The 18,588-nt window shown below is 53.0% G+C and carries 19 protein-coding genes and 1 pseudogene; 10 read left to right on the top strand and 10 right to left on the bottom strand.

What is annotated here, in order from left to right; translation table 11 throughout:
• Positions 1–7 precede the first annotated feature (7 nt).
• Positions 8–1,240, bottom strand: a complete 1,233-nt coding sequence (locus tag ABEH87_RS02825; RefSeq protein WP_346573719.1) for an SGNH/GDSL hydrolase family protein — start codon at positions 1,238–1,240, stop codon at positions 8–10.
• 297 nt (positions 1,241–1,537) lie between these two features.
• On the opposite strand from ABEH87_RS02825, the gene ABEH87_RS02820 reads away from it, so the two are divergent.
• On the top strand, positions 1,538–1,891 hold the full coding sequence (locus ABEH87_RS02820) for a RidA family protein (protein ID WP_346573717.1): 354 nt from the start codon (positions 1,538–1,540) through the stop codon (positions 1,889–1,891).
• Positions 1,892–1,925: 34 nt separating this feature from the next.
• On the opposite strand, the gene ABEH87_RS02815 is transcribed toward ABEH87_RS02820, so the two are convergent.
• Entirely contained in the window at positions 1,926–2,156 is a 231-nt protein-coding gene (locus tag ABEH87_RS02815; protein ID WP_346573715.1) for a YoaH family protein, read from the bottom strand.
• Between the two features lie 115 nt (positions 2,157–2,271).
• Here ABEH87_RS02815 and pabB point away from each other — a divergent pair, with 115 nt between their 5' ends.
• From pabB to ABEH87_RS02795, 4 genes are all read left to right on the top strand, one after another.
• Positions 2,272–3,639 carry an aminodeoxychorismate synthase component 1 gene (gene pabB / locus ABEH87_RS02810; RefSeq protein ID WP_346573714.1) on the top strand — a complete coding sequence of 456 codons (1,368 nt, stop codon included), beginning with the start codon at positions 2,272–2,274 and terminating at the stop codon, positions 3,637–3,639.
• Positions 3,629–4,204: a CoA pyrophosphatase gene (locus ABEH87_RS02805; protein ID WP_346573712.1), complete on the top strand. Its 576-nt coding sequence runs from the start codon at positions 3,629–3,631 to the stop codon at positions 4,202–4,204. The genes pabB and ABEH87_RS02805 overlap by 11 nt, the downstream gene beginning before the upstream one ends.
• A 191-nt stretch (positions 4,205–4,395) precedes the next feature.
• On the top strand, positions 4,396–5,760 hold the full coding sequence (locus ABEH87_RS02800) for an L-serine ammonia-lyase (RefSeq protein ID WP_346573710.1): 1,365 nt from the start codon (positions 4,396–4,398) through the stop codon (positions 5,758–5,760).
• Positions 5,761–6,004: 244 nt separating this feature from the next.
• Complete coding sequence (locus tag ABEH87_RS02795; protein ID WP_346573709.1) at positions 6,005–7,567, top strand: EAL domain-containing protein; 1,563 nt, start codon at positions 6,005–6,007, stop codon at positions 7,565–7,567.
• 73 nt (positions 7,568–7,640) lie between these two features.
• On the opposite strand, the gene ABEH87_RS02790 is transcribed toward ABEH87_RS02795, so the two are convergent.
• Positions 7,641–9,194, bottom strand: coding sequence for a TerC family protein (locus ABEH87_RS02790; protein ID WP_346573708.1), 1,554 nt, complete (start codon positions 9,192–9,194; stop codon positions 7,641–7,643).
• A 527-nt stretch (positions 9,195–9,721) separates the two neighbouring features.
• On the opposite strand from ABEH87_RS02790, the gene manX reads away from it, so the two are divergent.
• From manX to ABEH87_RS02770, 4 genes are all read left to right on the top strand, one after another.
• Entirely contained in the window at positions 9,722–10,678 is a 957-nt protein-coding gene (gene manX / locus ABEH87_RS02785; protein ID WP_346573706.1) for a PTS mannose transporter subunit IIAB, read from the top strand.
• 57 nt (positions 10,679–10,735) lie between these two features.
• Complete coding sequence (locus ABEH87_RS02780) at positions 10,736–11,536, top strand: PTS mannose/fructose/sorbose transporter subunit IIC (protein WP_346573704.1); 801 nt, start codon at positions 10,736–10,738, stop codon at positions 11,534–11,536.
• A gap of 15 nt (positions 11,537–11,551) precedes the next feature.
• Positions 11,552–12,403, top strand: coding sequence for a PTS mannose transporter subunit IID (locus ABEH87_RS02775; protein WP_346573703.1), 852 nt, complete (start codon positions 11,552–11,554; stop codon positions 12,401–12,403).
• 65 nt (positions 12,404–12,468) lie between these two features.
• Positions 12,469–12,927, top strand: coding sequence for a DUF986 family protein (locus ABEH87_RS02770; protein ID WP_346573701.1), 459 nt, complete (start codon positions 12,469–12,471; stop codon positions 12,925–12,927).
• Here the strand turns inward: ABEH87_RS02770 and rlmA are convergent.
• The 5 genes and pseudogenes from rlmA to ABEH87_RS02745 form a co-directional block, all read right to left on the bottom strand.
• Positions 12,908–13,765 carry a 23S rRNA (guanine(745)-N(1))-methyltransferase gene (rlmA, locus tag ABEH87_RS02765; protein WP_346573700.1) on the bottom strand — a complete coding sequence of 286 codons (858 nt, stop codon included), beginning with the start codon at positions 13,763–13,765 and terminating at the stop codon, positions 12,908–12,910. The genes ABEH87_RS02770 and rlmA overlap by 20 nt on opposite strands.
• Before the next feature lie 174 nt (positions 13,766–13,939).
• On the bottom strand, positions 13,940–14,149 hold the full coding sequence (gene cspE / locus ABEH87_RS02760) for a transcription antiterminator/RNA stability regulator CspE (protein WP_001062678.1): 210 nt from the start codon (positions 14,147–14,149) through the stop codon (positions 13,940–13,942).
• Between the two features lie 38 nt (positions 14,150–14,187).
• A pseudogene (locus tag ABEH87_RS02755) lies at positions 14,188–14,306 on the bottom strand (DUF2627 domain-containing protein).
• Between the two features lie 544 nt (positions 14,307–14,850).
• Positions 14,851–15,849, bottom strand: coding sequence for an MBL fold metallo-hydrolase (locus ABEH87_RS02750; protein WP_346573698.1), 999 nt, complete (start codon positions 15,847–15,849; stop codon positions 14,851–14,853).
• A 17-nt stretch (positions 15,850–15,866) separates the two neighbouring features.
• Complete coding sequence (locus tag ABEH87_RS02745; RefSeq protein ID WP_346573697.1) at positions 15,867–16,142, bottom strand: YebO family protein; 276 nt, start codon at positions 16,140–16,142, stop codon at positions 15,867–15,869.
• Positions 16,143–16,366: 224 nt separating this feature from the next.
• Here ABEH87_RS02745 and ABEH87_RS02740 point away from each other — a divergent pair, with 224 nt between their 5' ends.
• Positions 16,367–16,603 carry a YobH family protein gene (locus ABEH87_RS02740; protein WP_191932564.1) on the top strand — a complete coding sequence of 79 codons (237 nt, stop codon included), beginning with the start codon at positions 16,367–16,369 and terminating at the stop codon, positions 16,601–16,603.
• Between the two features lie 37 nt (positions 16,604–16,640).
• Here ABEH87_RS02740 and kdgR read toward each other — a convergent pair whose 3' ends face one another.
• Positions 16,641–17,432: a DNA-binding transcriptional regulator KdgR gene (gene kdgR / locus ABEH87_RS02735; protein WP_346573695.1), complete on the bottom strand. Its 792-nt coding sequence runs from the start codon at positions 17,430–17,432 to the stop codon at positions 16,641–16,643.
• A gap of 207 nt (positions 17,433–17,639) precedes the next feature.
• A complete protein-coding gene (gene htpX / locus ABEH87_RS02730; protein WP_346573693.1) occupies positions 17,640–18,521 on the bottom strand; it encodes a protease HtpX in 882 nt (293 codons plus the stop codon).
• Positions 18,522–18,588: the final 67 nt, after the last annotated feature.

Here is an 18,588-nt window from a genome sequence, read left to right as displayed (position 1 = left end):
ATCGCATTCAAATTACTGCCGATGGGATTAACTGCACTCCTGCAAAGTTGAAGTTTTTCCCTCCCTCCTCAGCTGACGCTTCTACTCCGATAATGTGGAACCCGGCAGAAAGTTTACACGCAGAAGGTTCGAATAATTTATCATAGGTTATTTCAACATCTTTCTTATAATCTATCCTGCCTGAATAGCGGTGGTCATTTCTTTCTCCAAAATAGGTAATTTCACCTGTTCCACCAGCCTCACCGTTGAAACCACCTATCGCCAACCTGGTATGGTCAGTGGGGTTATCCAGGATAACAGGAAAATATATGTGCTGTAGACTATCGTTAGAGTCAGCGGTTAGCACAGAGCCAAATCTACTATCCACGGACCAAATGGCTCTTGACAAAGTTAAGTTATCCTTAAAAGTCGAATTTGACAAACCGCACAAATCATATGGATTGTTTAAAGTATTGGCAAGGACCAACGGAATAGCCATGTTCCAACCAGCGTTTTGATACGCTTCAGAATTTAAATGAACACCATCACCGTTAATTTTTGATGCAGGAGTCATGCGGCTGGTTTTATATGAATAATAGTAATTGTCTACAAGATCGACGTTCATATGAGACGCCACATCTTTCATTGTTTTTATGAAGGCTGGCATACGCTTCATCATGAACTCTTTGCCATCACCTACAGGTGAAATTATTGACGGCGTAACAAGGATTGGTATCTTACCGTACTGCCGGGTTAGCCTGACAAACTCTATTAAATTCTGACGGTATTGTGACTCATCGCTTTCGTACGAATTGCAGTCGTTCAGGCAATGATTGCAGTAAATAATCAAAGCATCTGACTTCATTAGTCTTTCTTCATATGTACCTGGCCCACTATCACGACCGGTTAGAAGCAATTTCAGCGTTGTGCCTGGTATCGCACTATTCTTAACTTTCACAAGTCCTGGGAAAATCAGATCGAGTGCTTTCTGTAATGAAGCCGATGGGTTAGCAGGGTCCATTGTTGTTGTGTTGTGCGGAATAGAACCCCACATTGTTGAGTCACCAAAGCATTCAATTTTGATGGATTTTTGGTCGGCAAGAAGGTTTGCTGCAAACGAAGCCCTGGCCGGTGGGGTATCGTTGTTATGTTGATCCGGCTGATTAGCTGATGCATCTATCACTTTTGCTGAAGAAATAAAAGAAGGTATAAGCGCTAAAGGGGCAAAAAGTTTAATCATCACTCTACGTGAAGTATTCATATCTATCTCAAACCATTGTCTAATGAGCCGATATTACAACCGTAGATACTTCATTTCCACTGCTAAGGCTTTTGACGATGTATACACAAGGTGGTAACACTTAGCATGCAGGAAGTGAAGCCACTGTTATTGATAGCCCTGCTGACAAACTATCGACATGGTGGGAAGAGACGCTCATTTTTTGTCAGATCATTTGTCTCAGCATGAAAGCCTAATGATGGTATTTTTATCGGTAATGTCTCAAATGTGCCCTAAGTTGATTTAAGAAACGCAACCAAAAATAATTAAGGTATTGATATGTCAAAAGAAATAACCAGAATTGAACCAGTTGAACACCGTATGTCCGAAGCCGTGATCCACAACGACACGGTCTATTACACCAGCGTGCCGGAAAATCTGGATGAAGATGCAGAAGCGCAGACGGCAAATGCGCTGGCGGTGATTGATAAACTGCTGACCCGCGTCGGTTCAGACAAAAGTAAGATCCTGGACGCCACCATTTTCCTGGTGCATAAGTCAGATTTCGCGGCGATGAATCGCGCCTGGGATGCATGGGTGTCTCCGGGCAACGCGCCGGTACGCTGTACCGTGCAGGCTAACCTGATGAACCCAAAATATCTGGTTGAAATCAAAGTGGTTGCGGCGATGTAACCCCATCCCCTGCCGGGCGGCAGGGGGAAACCACTTATTCGTCGTACTCTTCTTCTTCTTCGTCGTGGTTATTATCACCCATGTAGTCTTCTTCTTCCTCGTCGAACATCACCGGGACATGACCGCCCGTATGGTTCTCACGGATTTCGGCAGCCACCATCGTAATGGCCTGGCCGCTGCTCATTCCTTCGGACATCAGCTTTTGAATGCGTTCAACCGCATCCTGCTGCTGTTCATGTGATAGCGCGGGTAATCCTGTAAACATAATGACTCCTGGGGTGGTTTGCGCTGCGGATTATTCCACGGGCGACAAAGAGATGCCAGCGGCATAAAAATATGTCAGGCTTGATGCCTGTTTGAAATCTTGCTGCTGAAGAACCATGTCACCTGTTTATCATCGTCTCAAGTATACGCCAGATGCCGTTGAGCATCGCTTTGCCAGCCTTTCCCACCTGCCCTGGGCGATGCTGCTACATTCGGGTTTTGCCGATCACAGTGATAACCGCTTCGATATATTCGTGGCTGAACCCCGCGTAACACTGACGACGCGTGGCGCGTTCACCACCATCGAAACCGCAGAACGTCAGGAGCATAGCGAGGATGACCCGCTGAGGCTGCTTGAACAGCAGTTAGCCACGTGCGGTTTACAGGCAGAGCCGCACCGTGACCTGCCGTTTCAGGGTGGCGCACTCGGCCTGTTTGGCTATGACCTGGGCCGCCGCTTCGAGAGACTGCCTTCAACAGCAGAACAGCAGTTGAGCACGCCGGACATGGCGGTCGGGATCTATGACTGGGCGCTGATTGCCGATCATCACCAGCAGACGCTGACGCTGGTGGTTCACGGTGACCCGGCAGCTCGCCTTGCCTGGCTGGAGGCTCAGCAGCCTGAAACGCAAGTGCCCTTCCGTCTGACCCGCGGGTGGCAGGCCAATATGACGCGCGCAGAGTACGGCGAAAAGTTTCGCCAGATCCAGCAGTGGCTGCTGTCGGGCGACTGTTATCAGGTCAACCTGGCACAGCGCTTTGCGGCGTCATACTGCGGCAGCGAGTGGCAGGCCTTTTTACAGCTGTGCCGGGCTAACCGCGCACCGTTCAGCGCCTTCCTCCGCCTGCCGGACAGCGTGATCCTCAGTCTCTCGCCGGAACGCTTTATTAAACTCAACCACCAGCAGATTGAAACCCGTCCGATTAAGGGGACGCTGCCACGCCTGAGCGATGCGCTCGCCGACCGCCTGCAGGGCGAAAGACTGGCGAATTCCCCTAAAGACCGCAGCGAAAACCTGATGATTGTCGACCTGCTGCGTAATGATATCGGCCGCGTTGCCACTCCGGGCAGCGTAAAGGTGCCACAGCTGTTTGTCGTCGAGCCTTTCCCTGCGGTGCATCATCTGGTCAGCACCATTACCGCCGAGCTGAAACCCACGCTCACCGCCTGTGATTTACTGCGCGCCTGTTTTCCCGGCGGGTCAATCACCGGTGCGCCGAAAGTACGCGCAATGGAAATTATTGAGGCGCTGGAGCCTCAGCGACGCAATGCCTGGTGCGGCAGCATTGGCTACCTCAGCGTCTGTGGAAGAATGGATACCAGCATCACCATACGTACCCTGATCGCCGAACAGGGTACGCTATATTGTGCTGCCGGGGGCGGCATCGTTGCCGACAGCGATGAAGCCGCTGAATATCAGGAAACCCTTGATAAAGTAAACCGTATTTTACCGTGTCTGGAGTCGCTGTCCGATGAAATCTGATCCTCCCCCGCTGGCGCATTTCCTGACGCGCTTTCTGCTACAGCCTCCGGCAGCAGGGTCACAGGATCTCCCTCAGCGTCAGGCGGCAGTGCTGGTACCGATTATTGCCCATCCTGAGCCGACGCTACTGCTGACGCGCCGTGCTGCCACACTGCGCAAGCATGCGGGCCAGGTCGCCTTTCCCGGCGGGATGAAAGACAGCAGCGACACCTCTCTGGTGGCCACCGCGCTGCGGGAAGCACAGGAAGAAGTCGCCATCCCCCCTGCGTGGGTCAATGTGATCGGCACGTTGCCCCCGGTGACCAGCAGCACGGGTTTTCAGGTGACCCCGGTCGTCGGCGTGCTGCCGCCGGGTCTGAACTGGCAGGCGAATGAAGGTGAAGTGGAGTCGATATTTGAAATGCCGCTGGAAGAAGCCCTACGGCTGAGCCGTTACTCAGCGCTGGATATTCAACGCTACGGCAGGACACATCGCGTGTGGCTTTCCTGGTTCGACGACTATTTTATCTGGGGTATGACAGCCGGTATCATCCGCCAGTTGAGCCTGCAAGTGGCAAAACACTAAAAAATCGTATAAAATCCAGCCATAAGTTGCTTCAAAAGCCGTCTTTACATTATTTTTCACCAGATTATTGCCAACGGGCGATCCAAATCACTGCAATACGGCGCTTTTTCATTTATATTCCTCGCAAAATGTGGGTACCCGTTATTAACCTCTCCCACAGCGTGATTAAAATCCTCTAAGGAGCGTACAACGTGATTAGCGTTTTCGACATGTTTAAGATCGGCATTGGCCCGTCAAGTTCTCATACGGTAGGCCCAATGAAAGCCGGCAAACAGTTCGTCGACGATCTGGTGAACAATCGCCAGCTCTCTTCGGTGACGCGTATTGCTGTCGATGTTTACGGTTCTTTGTCCCTTACCGGCAAAGGCCACCATACCGATATTGCCATCATCATGGGGCTGTCTGGCGCGTCTCCGCAAAGTGTCGAGATTGACGCTATCCCGGCATTTATTCGTGATGTAGAAGAGCGCCAGCGTCTGCTGCTGGCGAACGGCGCGCACGAAGTCGATTTCCCGCGTGAAGGTGGCATGGTGTTCCGCAGCGACAATCTGTCACTGCATGAGAACGGCATGACCATTCACGCCTTTGCCGGCGAACTGCGCATCTACAGCAAAACCTATTATTCCGTCGGCGGTGGCTTTATCGTCGATGAAGAGAACTTCGGCAAATCCGTGGTCAATGAAGTCACCGTGCCTTACGCGTTTAACTCCGCAAAAGAGATGCTGGCCCACTGCCATACGACCGGGCTTTCTCTCTCCGGCATGATGATGAAGAATGAACTTGCCGTGCACAGCCGCGCGGATATTGAGCAGTACTTCACCGATGTCTGGCGCACCATGCGCGAATGTATCGATCGCGGTCTGAACACCGAAGGCGTGCTGCCCGGCCCCCTGCGCGTGCCGCGCCGCGCTTCCGCCCTGCGTCGTCTGCTGGTGTCCTCCGATAAAATGTCCAGCGACCCGATGATCGTTATCGACTGGGTGAATATGTTTGCGCTGGCAGTAAATGAAGAAAATGCGGCCGGTGGCCGTGTGGTCACTGCCCCGACCAACGGTGCCTGCGGTATTGTTCCCGCCGTGCTGGCTTACTATGACCACTTTATTGAACCCGTCACTCCGGAAATCTTCATCCGCTACTTTATGGCCTCCGGGGCGATCGGCATTCTGTATAAAATGAACGCCTCGATTTCCGGTGCTGAAGTGGGCTGCCAGGGCGAAGTCGGCGTTGCCTGCTCCATGGCCGCAGCCGGCCTTGCGGAACTGCTGGGCGCCAGCCCGGAGCAGGTTGCCGTGGCCGCTGAAATTGGTATGGAACATAACCTCGGACTGACCTGTGACCCGGTCGCAGGTCAGGTTCAGGTACCGTGCATTGAGCGTAATGCCATTGCTTCGGTGAAGGCGATTAACTCGGCGCGTATGGCCATGCGCCGCACCAGTGAAGCTCGTGTCTCACTGGATAAAGTAATCGAAACCATGTACGAGACCGGCAAAGATATGAATGCCAAATACCGCGAAACGTCGCGCGGTGGCCTGGCAATAAAAGTCCAGTGTGACTGATTCACCGACGCCACCCCTTACGGGTGGCGTTTTTTTTGCCCGCGCGATCAAAAAATAACTCCCCTCCTGCTATCGCCAGCAACAGGAAGTAGCTAAAGTGTTTTGGCGTGTTTAGTGGAAGTAAGTTCCTGTTTTTGAGCCATTCAGCTTTTCTCTTCAGTACGACTAAACTTAATGCATCAGTTGCCGATAATTGGTATTCGGTCTCTATATATGCGCGTCTTGATCTAAAGGGTGGTTACTGATGCAAATGTCCCAGGAAGTTTTCGGACAGTTTCGCCGCAAGCGATTTCTTATCGCTGCGGTTGTTGCCGCGTTGGTGCTCATTCTCACATTAACCTTTCGTTTTATGGAAGAGAAAGGCCGAATAGAGCAGCAATCGCGTACCTTTGCCGATAATGCCATCCAGCGTTTTGACCGCATGTTCTCGCCGCTGGACGTTGCCGCCAATAATACCATCGGGCTCGTAGGCCTTACCTGTAGTGAAATTCGCTTTCCGCTGATTGAAAAACTGGCCTCATTACAGACCGTCAGATCTATTTTGCTGGTGGATGAAGACAAGGTGTATTGCTCAAGCATCTTCGGCGCTTCCGACATTACCTTCAGTGATACTTTTCCCGAACTGGCAGTCAATAATCAGCGCATGATGCTGGCGGTTGATGAGCACCTGATTAAAGGCTCTCCTGTGCTGCTGTTCTGGACACCCCGCTCGCTGGATAACCGTTCCGGTATCATTCAGGTGATCAACATTGAACTGATGACCAATTACCTGCTGGAGCCGACGCTCCCCTGGGTGGAGCGGGCCATTTTCAACGTTGGAGGGAAAAGCCTGGAATACGGTAATCCGGCGATTGAACCTGCGGTCCCTTCAGAGGACGAGGTCAGCTACGAGGAGTCATCGTTACGCTATCCGTTTTCTATTACGCTCTTAGGACCATCGCCCACCAGGCTGGCGCTGATGACCGTGCCTTCACAGCTTCCACTGGCGCTGTTGCTCAGCCTGCTGATGGGCTATATCGTCTGGCTCGCCACCGCCAACCGCATGAGTCTCTCGTGGCAAATCAGCTACGGCATTACCGCGCGCGAATTTATGGTGTATTGCCAGCCGCTGATTAACGCCAGAAGCGGCGGCTGTGACGGTATTGAGCTGCTGTTACGCTGGCACAACCCCCGCCAGGGCTGGATCCCACCCGATGTCTTTATCCCGCTGGCCGAACGGCAGAACTTAATTGCGCCGCTGACGCGGTTTGTGATCAGCGAGGCAGTACGCCATCTGCCGGAACTCCCGGCCTGTAAGTCATTCCACGTTGCCATTAACGTGGCGGCAAGTCACTTTCACGAGCGGGCCATTATTGATGATTTGCAGCGTCTGTGGTGGCCGGCCAACCCGCAGCCTCAGCTGATTGTGGAACTGACCGAGCGTGATTCGCTGCCGGTGGTCGATCAGCGCGTGGTGTCGCATCTGCATGAGATTGGCGTAAAGCTGGCGATTGACGACTTCGGTACCGGGCACAGTTCGCTCTCTTATCTGAAGACGCTCAGCCCGGATGTCCTGAAAATTGATAAAGTCTTTACGGCCGCCATCGGCACCGATGCCATTAATGCGACAGTGACAGATATGGTGATTTCGCTCGCGCAGCGGCTGAATATCAGCCTGGTCGCGGAAGGGGTCGAAACGGCTGAACAGGCCGCCTATCTGCGTGATAAAGGAGTGGATGTCCTGCAGGGATACTTCTATGCGCGCCCGATGCCGTTAGGGGATTTCCCTGACTGGCTGGTGAACCACGATCGGGCGCTGGACGCCTGATCGTTAAGGAACAGGGGCGAAGCCGGCTTCGCCCCTTTTCAGGGTTAACTCATGACCTTGGCAGGCATGCCCCCTACTGCTCCTCTTCCTGACGCTCTTTCGTGACGCGAACCAGATCGATACGATAGTCGGTGGCTTCGATGATCTGGAAGCGCAGTGGCAGCATCTCAATCACTTCACCCGGCTTCGGCAACTGACCTTTCTGTTCAATCAGCAGACCGGCCAGCGAAGCATGGTCGTCTTCCGGCCTCACCAGTTCCTGCGTGTCCAGCAACTGTTGCAGTGAGTGGAGGTCGGTTCCGCCTTTCACCAGCCAGCCATCGCCATCCGCGATAATATCCGGGGTCTCATCCTCGTCCGGGAATTCTCCGGCTATCGCTTCCAGCACGTCCAGCGGCGTAATCAGCCCCTGTACCACACCAAACTCATTGGTCACCACCACGAAGCTGCCTTTTGCCCGGCGCAGCACGCCCAGCAGATTAAGCGGATCGAGGGTTTCCGGCACGATGATCGGCGGTGTACCTGCGGCAAACGTGGCCACATCAATACCGTGGTCCAGTGCCACCAGCAGCTCTTTGGCACGCACAACACCGATGATCTCATCCAGTTCCCCGCGACATACCGGAAACAGACTGTGCGGTGTATCGAGCAGCTGAATGCGGATCTCATCCAGCGGGCGCGTGGCATCCACCCAGGAGATTTCACCGCGCGGCGTCATAATGCTGCGCACCGAACGGGAGGCCAGCGTCAGAACGCCGTTGATCATATAGCGCTCTTCATCTTTGAATGCCTGCTGCGGCATAATCGCGGCCACTTCGCTGCTCTCGCTGCTGTGGTTTTCGTTTTGACGACGTCCGCCCATCAGGCGCTGAATGGCTTCGGCGGTACGTTCACGCATCGGTCGCCTTTCCTGATGACGCATAAAATTATGGCGCGCAATCTGGTTAAACAGCTCAATCAGAATCGAGAAGCCTATCGCCGCGTACAGGTAACCTTTCGGAATATGGAAACCAAATCCTTCGGCAACCAGGCTGAGACCGATCATCAGCAGGAAGCTCAGACACAGTACCACCACCGTGGGATGCGCATTGACGAAGTTGGTCAGCGGCTTAGAGGCCAGCAGCATCACGCCCATGGCAATGATCACGGCCGTCATCATAATCGCCAGGTTGTTCACCATCCCAACCGCCGTAATCACCGCATCCAGTGAGAATACCGCGTCGAGAATCACAATCTGTACCACGACCGCCCAGAAACTGGCATAGCCCTTATTACCACCGGCGTTCATATCGCGGTTTTCAAGGCGTTCGTGCAGCTCCATTGTCGCTTTAAACAGCAGGAATAACCCGCCGACCAGCAAAATGAGGTCGCGGCCTGAGAAACTGAATTCGCCCACACTAAACAGAGGACGGGTTAACGTCACCATCCATGAGATCAGTGAAAGCAGCCCCAGACGCATAATCAGCGCCAGTGACAGACCGATCAGACGCGCTTTATCGCGCTGCTTCGGCGGCAGTTTATCGGCCAGGATGGCAATAAAGACCAGGTTATCGATACCCAGTACGATCTCAAGAACGATGAGCGTGAAAAGACCTGCCCAGATTGAGGGGTCTAAGAGAAATTCCATGACAGACTCCGGAAAAAGGAACGGGAATACGCAGCAAACGTTCGAATGAGCGTGCAGCAGGGATGACAACAGGTGGAAAACTGGGTGACGTCAGCAGACGTTGAAAACGATACCGGATAGCCCGGCGGCATGATTGAGCGACTTCGGTGACAGTCCATAGGGAGGGCTGAGGCCCGTTACTCCTGTATTAAAAAAGGATCACTACTTTATCAGTTGAAACAGGGACGTCAAAATATTTTCTTACATTCAGACAGGTATTACCCACTTTATGAATAATGTTTGATCAGACTTCTAGAAATGTAGGTAAAGGTCTAAATAACTGAGCAAGGTCACATAATTTATTTTTTCGCGTACTAAAATAAATCCCGTTTATCGTCTGTGTTTAGAACCGCTGATATGTTTTCAGCGCGTTATAGTAAAAGAGAGTGAACGTTGAACTTCAATTATTCTGAATGCGTCATCGATTCGGATCAACTCCACACGGCTAGCAGGCTTGGGCCGTTGCCCACTGATAAAGGAGGTAGCAAGTGACTATTGCTATTATGATCGGCACACACGGCTGGGCTGCAGAGCAGTTGCTGAAGACCGCCGAAATGCTGTTAGGGGATCAGGAAAATGTCGGATGGATCGACTTTGTCCCCGGTGAAAATGCCGAAACGCTGATGGAGAAATATCAAACGCGTCTGGCTCAAATGGACAGTACACAGGGAGTGCTGTTTCTGGTCGATACCTGGGGAGGCAGCCCGTTTAACGCTGCCAGCCGCCTGGTGGTCGATAAACCCAATTACGAGGTCGTCGCCGGGGTCAATATTCCGATGCTGGTCGAAGTGCTGATGGCACGTGATGACAATCCTGCCTTCGATGAGCTGGTCGCACTGGCTGTTGAAACCGGACGTGAAGGCGTGAAGGCGCTGAAAGCCAAAACGCCGGAAAGCGCCCCGCCCGCTGTTAAAGCCCCCTCTGCCCCGCAAGCCCCGTTACAGCCAGGGGATCACATGAAAATCGGTCTTGCGCGTATCGATGACCGTCTGATTCACGGCCAGGTTGCGACCCGCTGGACAAAAGAGACTAACGTAACGCGGATTATCGTGGTCAGTGATGAAGTGGCTGCTGATAACGTGCGTAAAACCCTGCTGACCCAGGTCGCACCACCGGGTGTTACCGCCCATGTGGTTGACGTGGCAAAAATGGTTCGCGTCTGGAATAACCCCAAGTACGGCAAAGACAAAGTGATGCTGCTGTTTACCAATCCGACCGATGTGGTGCGTCTGGTAGAAGAAGGCGTCAATATCACCACGGTGAATATTGGTGGCATGGCCTTCCGTCAGGGGAAAACGCAGGTCAATAATGCAGTTTCCGTGGACGCTAAAGACATTGAGGCATTTAAAAAGCTCAATGAACGCGGTATCGAACTGGAAGTTCGTAAGGTCTCCAGCGACCAGAAACTGAAAATGATGGATTTGATCGCAAAAGTTGCTCAATAGACCGTGGCCTGTTGACTCAGGTTGAACTCCGTTCTGGCATGAAAGAGGAAAAATGTAATGGAGATTACCACGCTACAAATTGTACTGATATTTTTCGTCGCCTGTATCGCAGGTATGGGTTCTATCCTCGATGAATTTCAGTTTCACCGGCCGCTAGTGGCCTGTACGTTAATCGGTGCCGTTCTCGGTGACATGAAAACCGGGATCATCATCGGGGGTACGCTGGAAATGATCGCCCTGGGCTGGATGAACATTGGTGCCGCCGTGGCGCCGGATGCGGCTCTGGCATCCATCATCTCGACCATTCTGGTCATAGCCGGTGGTCAGAGCGTAGGCGCAGGTATCGCGCTGGCTATTCCTCTGGCAGCCGCCGGTCAGGTATTGACCATCATCGTTCGTACCATCACCGTGGCCTTCCAGCATGCGGCGGATAAGGCTGCCGAAAAGGGCAATCTTACCGCTATCTCATGGATCCACGTTTCCGCACTGATATTACAGGCTATGCGCATCGCTATCCCTGCTCTGATCGTGGCGGTATCCGTCGGAACCAGCGTGGTACAGGACCTGCTGAACTCCATCCCGGACGTTGTAACCAATGGTCTGAATATTGCTGGTGGCATGATTGTGGTGGTCGGTTACGCCATGGTGATTAACATGATGCGCGCTGGCTATCTGATGCCGTTCTTCTACCTCGGTTTCGTTACCGCCGCCTTTACCAGCTTCAACCTTGTAGCGCTGGGTGTGATTGGTGTGGTCATGGCTATCCTGTATATCCAGCTGGCACCGAAATACAACCGCGTTGCGGGTGCACAGGCTTCAGGTCCGGCACATAACGACCTTGATAACGAACTCGATTAAGGAAAGGTGAGAGAAATGGTTGATTCAACAACAGCAACAACGCAAAAGAAATTAACACCTGGCGATGTGCGCGGTGTGTTCTTACGCTCTAACCTCTTCCAGGGTTCATGGAACTTTGAACGTATGCAGGCGCTGGGATTCTGTTACTCAATGGTTCCGGTTATCCGCCGCCTGTATCCTGAGAACAATGACGACCGTAAGCAGGCCATCAAACGCCATCTGGAGTTCTTCAACACCCATCCTTACGTCGCCGCTCCGGTGCTGGGCGTGACGATGGCAATGGAAGAGCAGCGCGCTAACGGCGCCGCTATCGATGATGCAGCGATTAACGGCATCAAGGTGGGCCTGATGGGGCCGCTGGCAGGGGTCGGTGACCCGATCTTCTGGGGAACGGTACGTCCTGTCTTTGCTGCGCTCGGTGCCGGTATTGCCATGAGCGGGAGCCTGCTTGGACCGCTGCTGTTCTTTGTGCTGTTTAATCTGGTGCGTTTGCTGGTACGTTATTACGGTGTGGCCTACGGCTATCGTAAAGGCGTGGATATCGTCAGCGATATGGGCGGTGGCTTCCTGCAGAAACTGACCGAGGGGGCGTCAATTCTCGGCCTGTTTGTCATGGGGGCACTGGTCAACAAGTGGACCCACGTTGACGTACCGCTGGTGGTGTCGAGAATTACCGACCAGACCGGCAAAACGACCGTCACTACCGTGCAATCGATACTCGACCAGCTGATGCCGGGCCTGATCCCGCTGCTGCTGACCTTTGGCTGTATGTGGCTGCTTCGCCGTAAGGTGAATGCGCTGTGGATTATCATGGGCTTCTTTGTTATCGGTATCTTCGGCTACTGGATTGGCCTGCTGGGTGTCTGACACCTGTTGATACGATCGTCATCCAGGGGCCAGCACAGTCTGGCCCCGTTTATTTGGATCCTGATATGTTTTTGACCGACTACCTGATTGTGCTGTTTATTGTTTTCATTTTGATCTACGCCATCTACGACGAACTGATGATGGACCGCCTGCACGGGCCGACCCGGTTAAAGGTGTTGCTGCAGCGGCGTAACAAACTCGACAGCCTGATCTTTATTGGTCTGCTGGCGATTCTGCTCTATAAGAATGTGAGCGACCAGGGGCCGCAGGTCACAACGCTGCTACTGATGGCACTGGGTGCGCTGGCAGCCTGGCTGTTCTGGATACGTGCGCCGAAACTGCTGCTGAAACAGGAGGGGTTCTTTTACGCTAACGTGTTTATTCGCTGGGAGCGGATCAGCGCCATCAACCTGTCAGAAGATGGCGTGCTGGTGATTGCCCTGGAAAACCGCCGTTTGCTGATCCACGTTCGTCAGCTTGACGATCTGGAAAAAATTTACCAGGTTATGCTGGAGAGTCGTTAACCGCTTCCTCTGTCATCTGAACGCTGTCGCGCTGCCACAGACGAAGAGTAAAGTCAGTCTCACAGGAGAACTGTCCGGTCGTTGCCAGAATGCCCCACACCTCGGGACGGGCGCGCCAGGCAAACGGCGTCATCTGTAACAGCGCAGCAGACTCTTCACTGTTCAATACCATGGCGTAACTGAGCTGCTGCTCTTCCACCAGCGCGAAGCCCGGCATCTGTTCCGGTGTCGTGTCGTGCAGCTGGACATCCTGGTAAATCAGCGCCTTAAACTGCATCAGATGGCGTGGCCCCGGCGTCACCGTCAGGACATACCCCTGTGGCCTCACCACGCGCGCCAGCTCTTCCGCTTTGCAGGGCGCGTAAATACGCAGCACGGCATCAAACTGGTTGTCGCTGAACGGCAGGCGGTGACTGGATGCCACACAGAATTCAACGTTGCGATAGCGTTTTGCTCCGGCGCGTACCGCGATTTTCGCCACGTCCAGCCCGTAGACCTGCGCCTCACCCTGCGCCGACAGGCGGCTGGCAACATCATGGGTGTAATACCCTTCCCCGCAGCCAATATCCAGCACGCTGACGGGTGGCTCAGGCAGCACGCGCACCAGCAGGTCACTGACCTGTTGCTGCAAAGGCTGGTAGTGGCCGGCATCGAGAAAATTGCGCCGCGCCTGCATCATATCCGCACTGTCACCGGGCTGTCTGGAACGTTTATGCTGTACCGGCAGCAGATTTACATAGCCCTCTTTGGCCTGATCAAACTGATGCTGGTTTTCGCAACGCCAGACGCGCTGGTTTAACGTCAGCCGCTGCTGGCAGAGAGGACACTGGTACGACATAACAACACTCCATAAAACAGATGACGCGGCAGTGTACTGCAAAGGCCGGTTAAAATCCCGCAGACAATCGGGCTGACAGCGACAAAAAAGCCCCGTCATTTCTGACGAGGCTTTAGTATTCAGATTTTAGCCTGGATTACACGCAGGGCGGCAATGTCAGGCTCAGATCGAAAATTAGATAGCGGTGACGTTCACAGCAGCAGGGCCTTTCTGGCCATCCTGAATTTCGAACTCAACGTTCTGGCCTTCAGCCAGAGTTTTGAAGCCATTACCCTGGATTGCAGAGAAATGTACGAATACATCTTTGCTGCCGTCAGCAGGAGTGATGAAACCAAAACCTTTAGACTCGTTGAACCACTTAACCTGACCTTTAATCTTTGCCATTTTGCAAATTCCTTAAGAGTGTTTATTCGCCCGGAGGCTTAACGTACAGAAAAACCAGAGACATTACTGCATGAGGCACTAATTAAGGCTCGGCAAGGAAGCGGTATTCAACGTCAACGTTTTTACTCAGAACTTCTTTACTGAAGATGCCACACATAAACAGAACTGTACCTCGTTTTAACCAAATGTTTTATCACATATCCGTTAATTAATGGCAAGTCATTTTTAAACAGGGATAGAGATGTCGCACACATTTAAAACGATAACCAGCACAGATTGCACATTCATGCATGAAGTTACATCAATGATGAACCTGCGTTCACCCTGCACAGCCCTTCTACTACCTGACCAGTCTCGATATACTTTAAACCGATGACCGGGTGATGTCTATGCGATGACACTCTTAACCGGACATTTTGTCCTGAAATGATTGCATAATTATGGCAAAGCTTTTTCAATACTCAACGTTAGAAATCATTATGAGTACGCATCGCCCCGGCGACTCTTGTATAAAAATCACTCATTAGCGCCACTCTATATTTGCATTGCACCAAAACCATGAAAATTAACCGTCTTCTGCCCCATTAAAATGCATTGATCTTTACAGGGGTATAATTGATTTAATCTTTTTTTTTGTTTGCACACTGGGTGGATATTGTCACTGTGTTGGCTGTTATATAACAACCAACATAGGATTATCCTTACGTAATATTATCCAGCAGCATTTCAGCACCGATTTTCCAGGGTTTAAAGCACGATAAATTCAAACCTGCCTCCCGCACCGAAGCTTCCAGTACTCTGGGTGGCTCATCCAGTGACTCGTCAGCCAGTTCAAACACTCCCCAGTGGATAGGGATAGTATGCGGCTGGCCGATGGCGCGATAGAGTGATACGGCCTGGTCCGGGTCCATATGCTGCCCCTGCATGAACCATTTTGGCGCATAAGCCCCTACCGGCAGCGCAGCAAGATTGAATGGGCCTAACCGGCGGGGGATCTCCAGCAGGTTTTCCGAATATCCGCTGTCGCCGCTGAACCAGAAATTGAGGGTGGCATTTTGCACCACCCAGCCGCACCACAGTGAGCGGTTACGATCCCACAGACTGCGCATACTCCAGTGGCGTGCAGGAACGGCATGTATCGTCAGACCGGCAACCTGGGTCTGCTGCCACCAGTCCAGCTGGCATATCTGCTTCGCCCCGACTCGCCGGAACCACGCCTGCAAGCCAAGCGGCACGACGAAAGTGACTTCAGGAAAACGGCGCAGAATTTTTTTTATTGTCGGGCGATCGAGATGGTCGTAATGATTATGGGAAATCAGCACCACATCCAGCGCAGGAAGATCTTCCACCGTCAGCGCCGTGGGGGTTTTACGCTTTGGTCCGAACAAGCTCAGCGGAGATGCCCTGTCAGAGAATACGGGGTCAATCAGGGTATAGCGCCCCGCCGTGCGTAACAATACGCACGCATGCCCCAGCCACCAGACGCTATCACGGTCGCCGCTGAGGTTAGCTGGCTGCCACCATTGCCGGATAAACTGTTCATAGCCCTGTGCCGGCGGCAGGGGCAGCCCCTGCTGTTTACGCTCCTGACGCCAGCGTTTCAGATCGCCAGCCTGGCGCAGATCCGGTTCCGGATTACGAAATCCCTGCGGGGCATGATGTGGGTATTCGGGGTTATACCAGGGATTCTGCCAGGCCATGATCGTTCCTCAGGGAATTAACGCTCCGGGATTAGGCGGGTAAAATCTTTATTCTCAGTGGATTCACTGGCTTTATCTGCCTGCTCTTTTCCAGCGACAGAGTCCGTCAGACGGCGCAGTAAAATGCTCTGCCGTTTCTGCTCTTCCAGCAGCGACTCCAGCAACTCGATTTGCTGGTTTGCCTTCACGCTGGCGCGGTTGACAAAAAACCATGCGACCAGACCTGTGATCGCTAACACCACCACCACACCCATAGACGCGAAGTCCATCGCACCCGTCGTTATCTCATTCATACATGCCTCAAAAGCTGAAAAATGGGCTACCGAAGTACGGCAGCGCCGCAGGCATGATTTTACCTGCTCAGACGGTAATTGATAGCGTGATCACACAAATCTTATTTCTCTGCCCGGTCGCGGATTCAGCATCCTCTTATCGATTTTAGCGACAGTCAGCAGCATGCTGCTATGATGAACGCGGGCGGTGAGGACATCGCCTGAAAAATAATAAGGGGATATAAATGAAGTTCTTGCTACGCATCGTTGCCCTGCTGGCCATTATCTGGCTCGCCATGCTGCTGACAGGCTATGGCGTGCTGACGGGCAGTACTAAAAATGTCGCGGGAATGGGGCTGCAGTGCCAGTATCTCACGGCTCGCGGGATGGTGATTGCTCAGTATCTGCATACCGACAGCGGCATTGTGGGCGTCACGGACTGTCCTTTACTGAGAAAAAGCACAGAAGTGGTTGATAACTGATGATTAAACGGGCCGGCGATTTGCCGGCCCGCAGCCATCAGAAGGGATAACTGTGATAGCCCATCTGCTCTGAGATATTTTTTGCCGCCAGGTGCAGCATCGCTACATAGTCTTTCTTATGTTCTTCAGAAAAACGAATGGTCGGGAATGAAATGCTCAGACCGGCAATGACCACACCAAAGCGGTCAAACACCGGCACCGCAATACAGCGTAACCCCTCTTCCTGTTCTTCGATGTCTTCCCCGAACCCCTGAGAGCGCACCCTGTCGAGCACTGGCAGAAGCGCAGCACTACTTTCGAGGGTTCTGGAGGTACTGCGGGTGAACTCGACGCCAGCCAGAATATCTTCCACTTCTGCACGGTCGCGCCAGGCCAGCAGCACCTTACCGATTGCCGTACTGTGCAGCGGGTTGCGGCGGCCGATACGCGAATACATACGCAGGTTATACAGCGAATCGACTTTATGGATGTAGACGATGCTGTCTTCTTCCAGCGCACCAAGGTGGATGGTTTCTTTCGTCTGGCGGGAAATATCACGCATCTGCACGTCGGCGCTGCGAATTAAATCGACGTTCTCCAGCGCCTTTGCTCCAAGTTCGAACAGCTTCAGCGTCAGGCCATACTTCTCTGACTCCCCCTCCTGAGACACATAGCCGAGAGTCTTCATGGTTTGCAGGAAGCGGTAGACCGTACTTTTCGACATCATCACCCGCTGCGACAGCTCGGTGATGCCATTTTCACGCTCTTCACCCAACGCCTGCAGGATGCCGAACACTTTCATTACCGATGAAACGGAGTCTGGCTGCTTATCATTCTCGGCAGGGGTCATGTTTTACCTTTGTTGTTTTATAAAAAATGGAACGCTATTTCCAGTATACGATTCACGCTGGCGCTGTGCAACGCCGGCAGCCGGATACCCGACCCACTTCACGCGGAGTTTTCAGCCGATACCCGCCGCAGACCACACAGATATAAAAAAACCGGGCAATAGCCCGGTTTTAGATTATTCACGCTCAGGATGCAGGATACTGCGGCCCTACTTGAGGTATTCACCGCTGCGCAGCGCTTCAATCCGTTTGTCCAGCGGCGGATGCGACATAAACAGCTCGCTCAGCGACTTGGACTTACCGTTGATGCAGAAGGCCATCATGCTGCTGGCTTCCTGCGGATCGTAGCTGGTTTTCAGACGTTGCAGCGCGGCAATCATCTTCTCACGACCGGCCAGACGTGCTGCCCCCGCATCAGCGTGGAACTCGCGATGACGGGAGAACCACATGGTGATAATGCTGGCAACGATACCGAAGACCAGCTCCAGCACCATGGACACCACGAAGTACACCATCGGGTTACCGTTGCTGCTACCCTCTTCATCGCGGTTACCGGACATAAAGCCCGCAGCCAGCTGCGCCAGGATGCGCGAGATAAAGATCACGAAGGTATTCACAATGCCCTGAATCAGCGTCATGGTAACCATGTCGCCATTAGCAATGTGACTGACTTCGTGCGCCAGCACCGCTTCGGCTTCATCGCGGCTCATGTTCTGTAACAGACCGGTGGAGACTGCCACCAGTGACGCATCACGACGGGCTCCCGTGGCAAAGGCGTTGATGTCCGGCGCATGGTAAACAGCCACCTGCGGCATCGCAATACCCGCCTGCTGCGCCTGGCGACCGACGGTCTCCATCAGCCAGCGTTCGGTTTCGTTGCGCGGCTGTTCAATCACTTCACCGCCGACGGACCGTAACGCCATCCATTTCGACATCAGCAGTGAAACAAACGCACCGCCGAAGCCAAACAGACCCGCCATAATCATCAGGCCCATAACACTGCTTGACTGGATCCCTGTCAGGCTGAGGATCAGCCCGAAAACCACCATAACCCCAAGGTTGGTTAGCAGGAAAAGAGCAATACGCATCATAAAATTTATTCTTCCTCAGTTATTCCGCTATTCGCGTCACACCATCGTAAGGTCAATACTGCGCTTT

The sequence above is a fragment of the Erwinia sp. Eh17-17 genome (genome assembly GCF_039675725.1).
In the GTDB taxonomy this organism is placed as follows: domain Bacteria; phylum Pseudomonadota; class Gammaproteobacteria; order Enterobacterales; family Enterobacteriaceae; genus Erwinia.
This window is presented reverse-complemented; position numbering and strand designations above follow the sequence as displayed.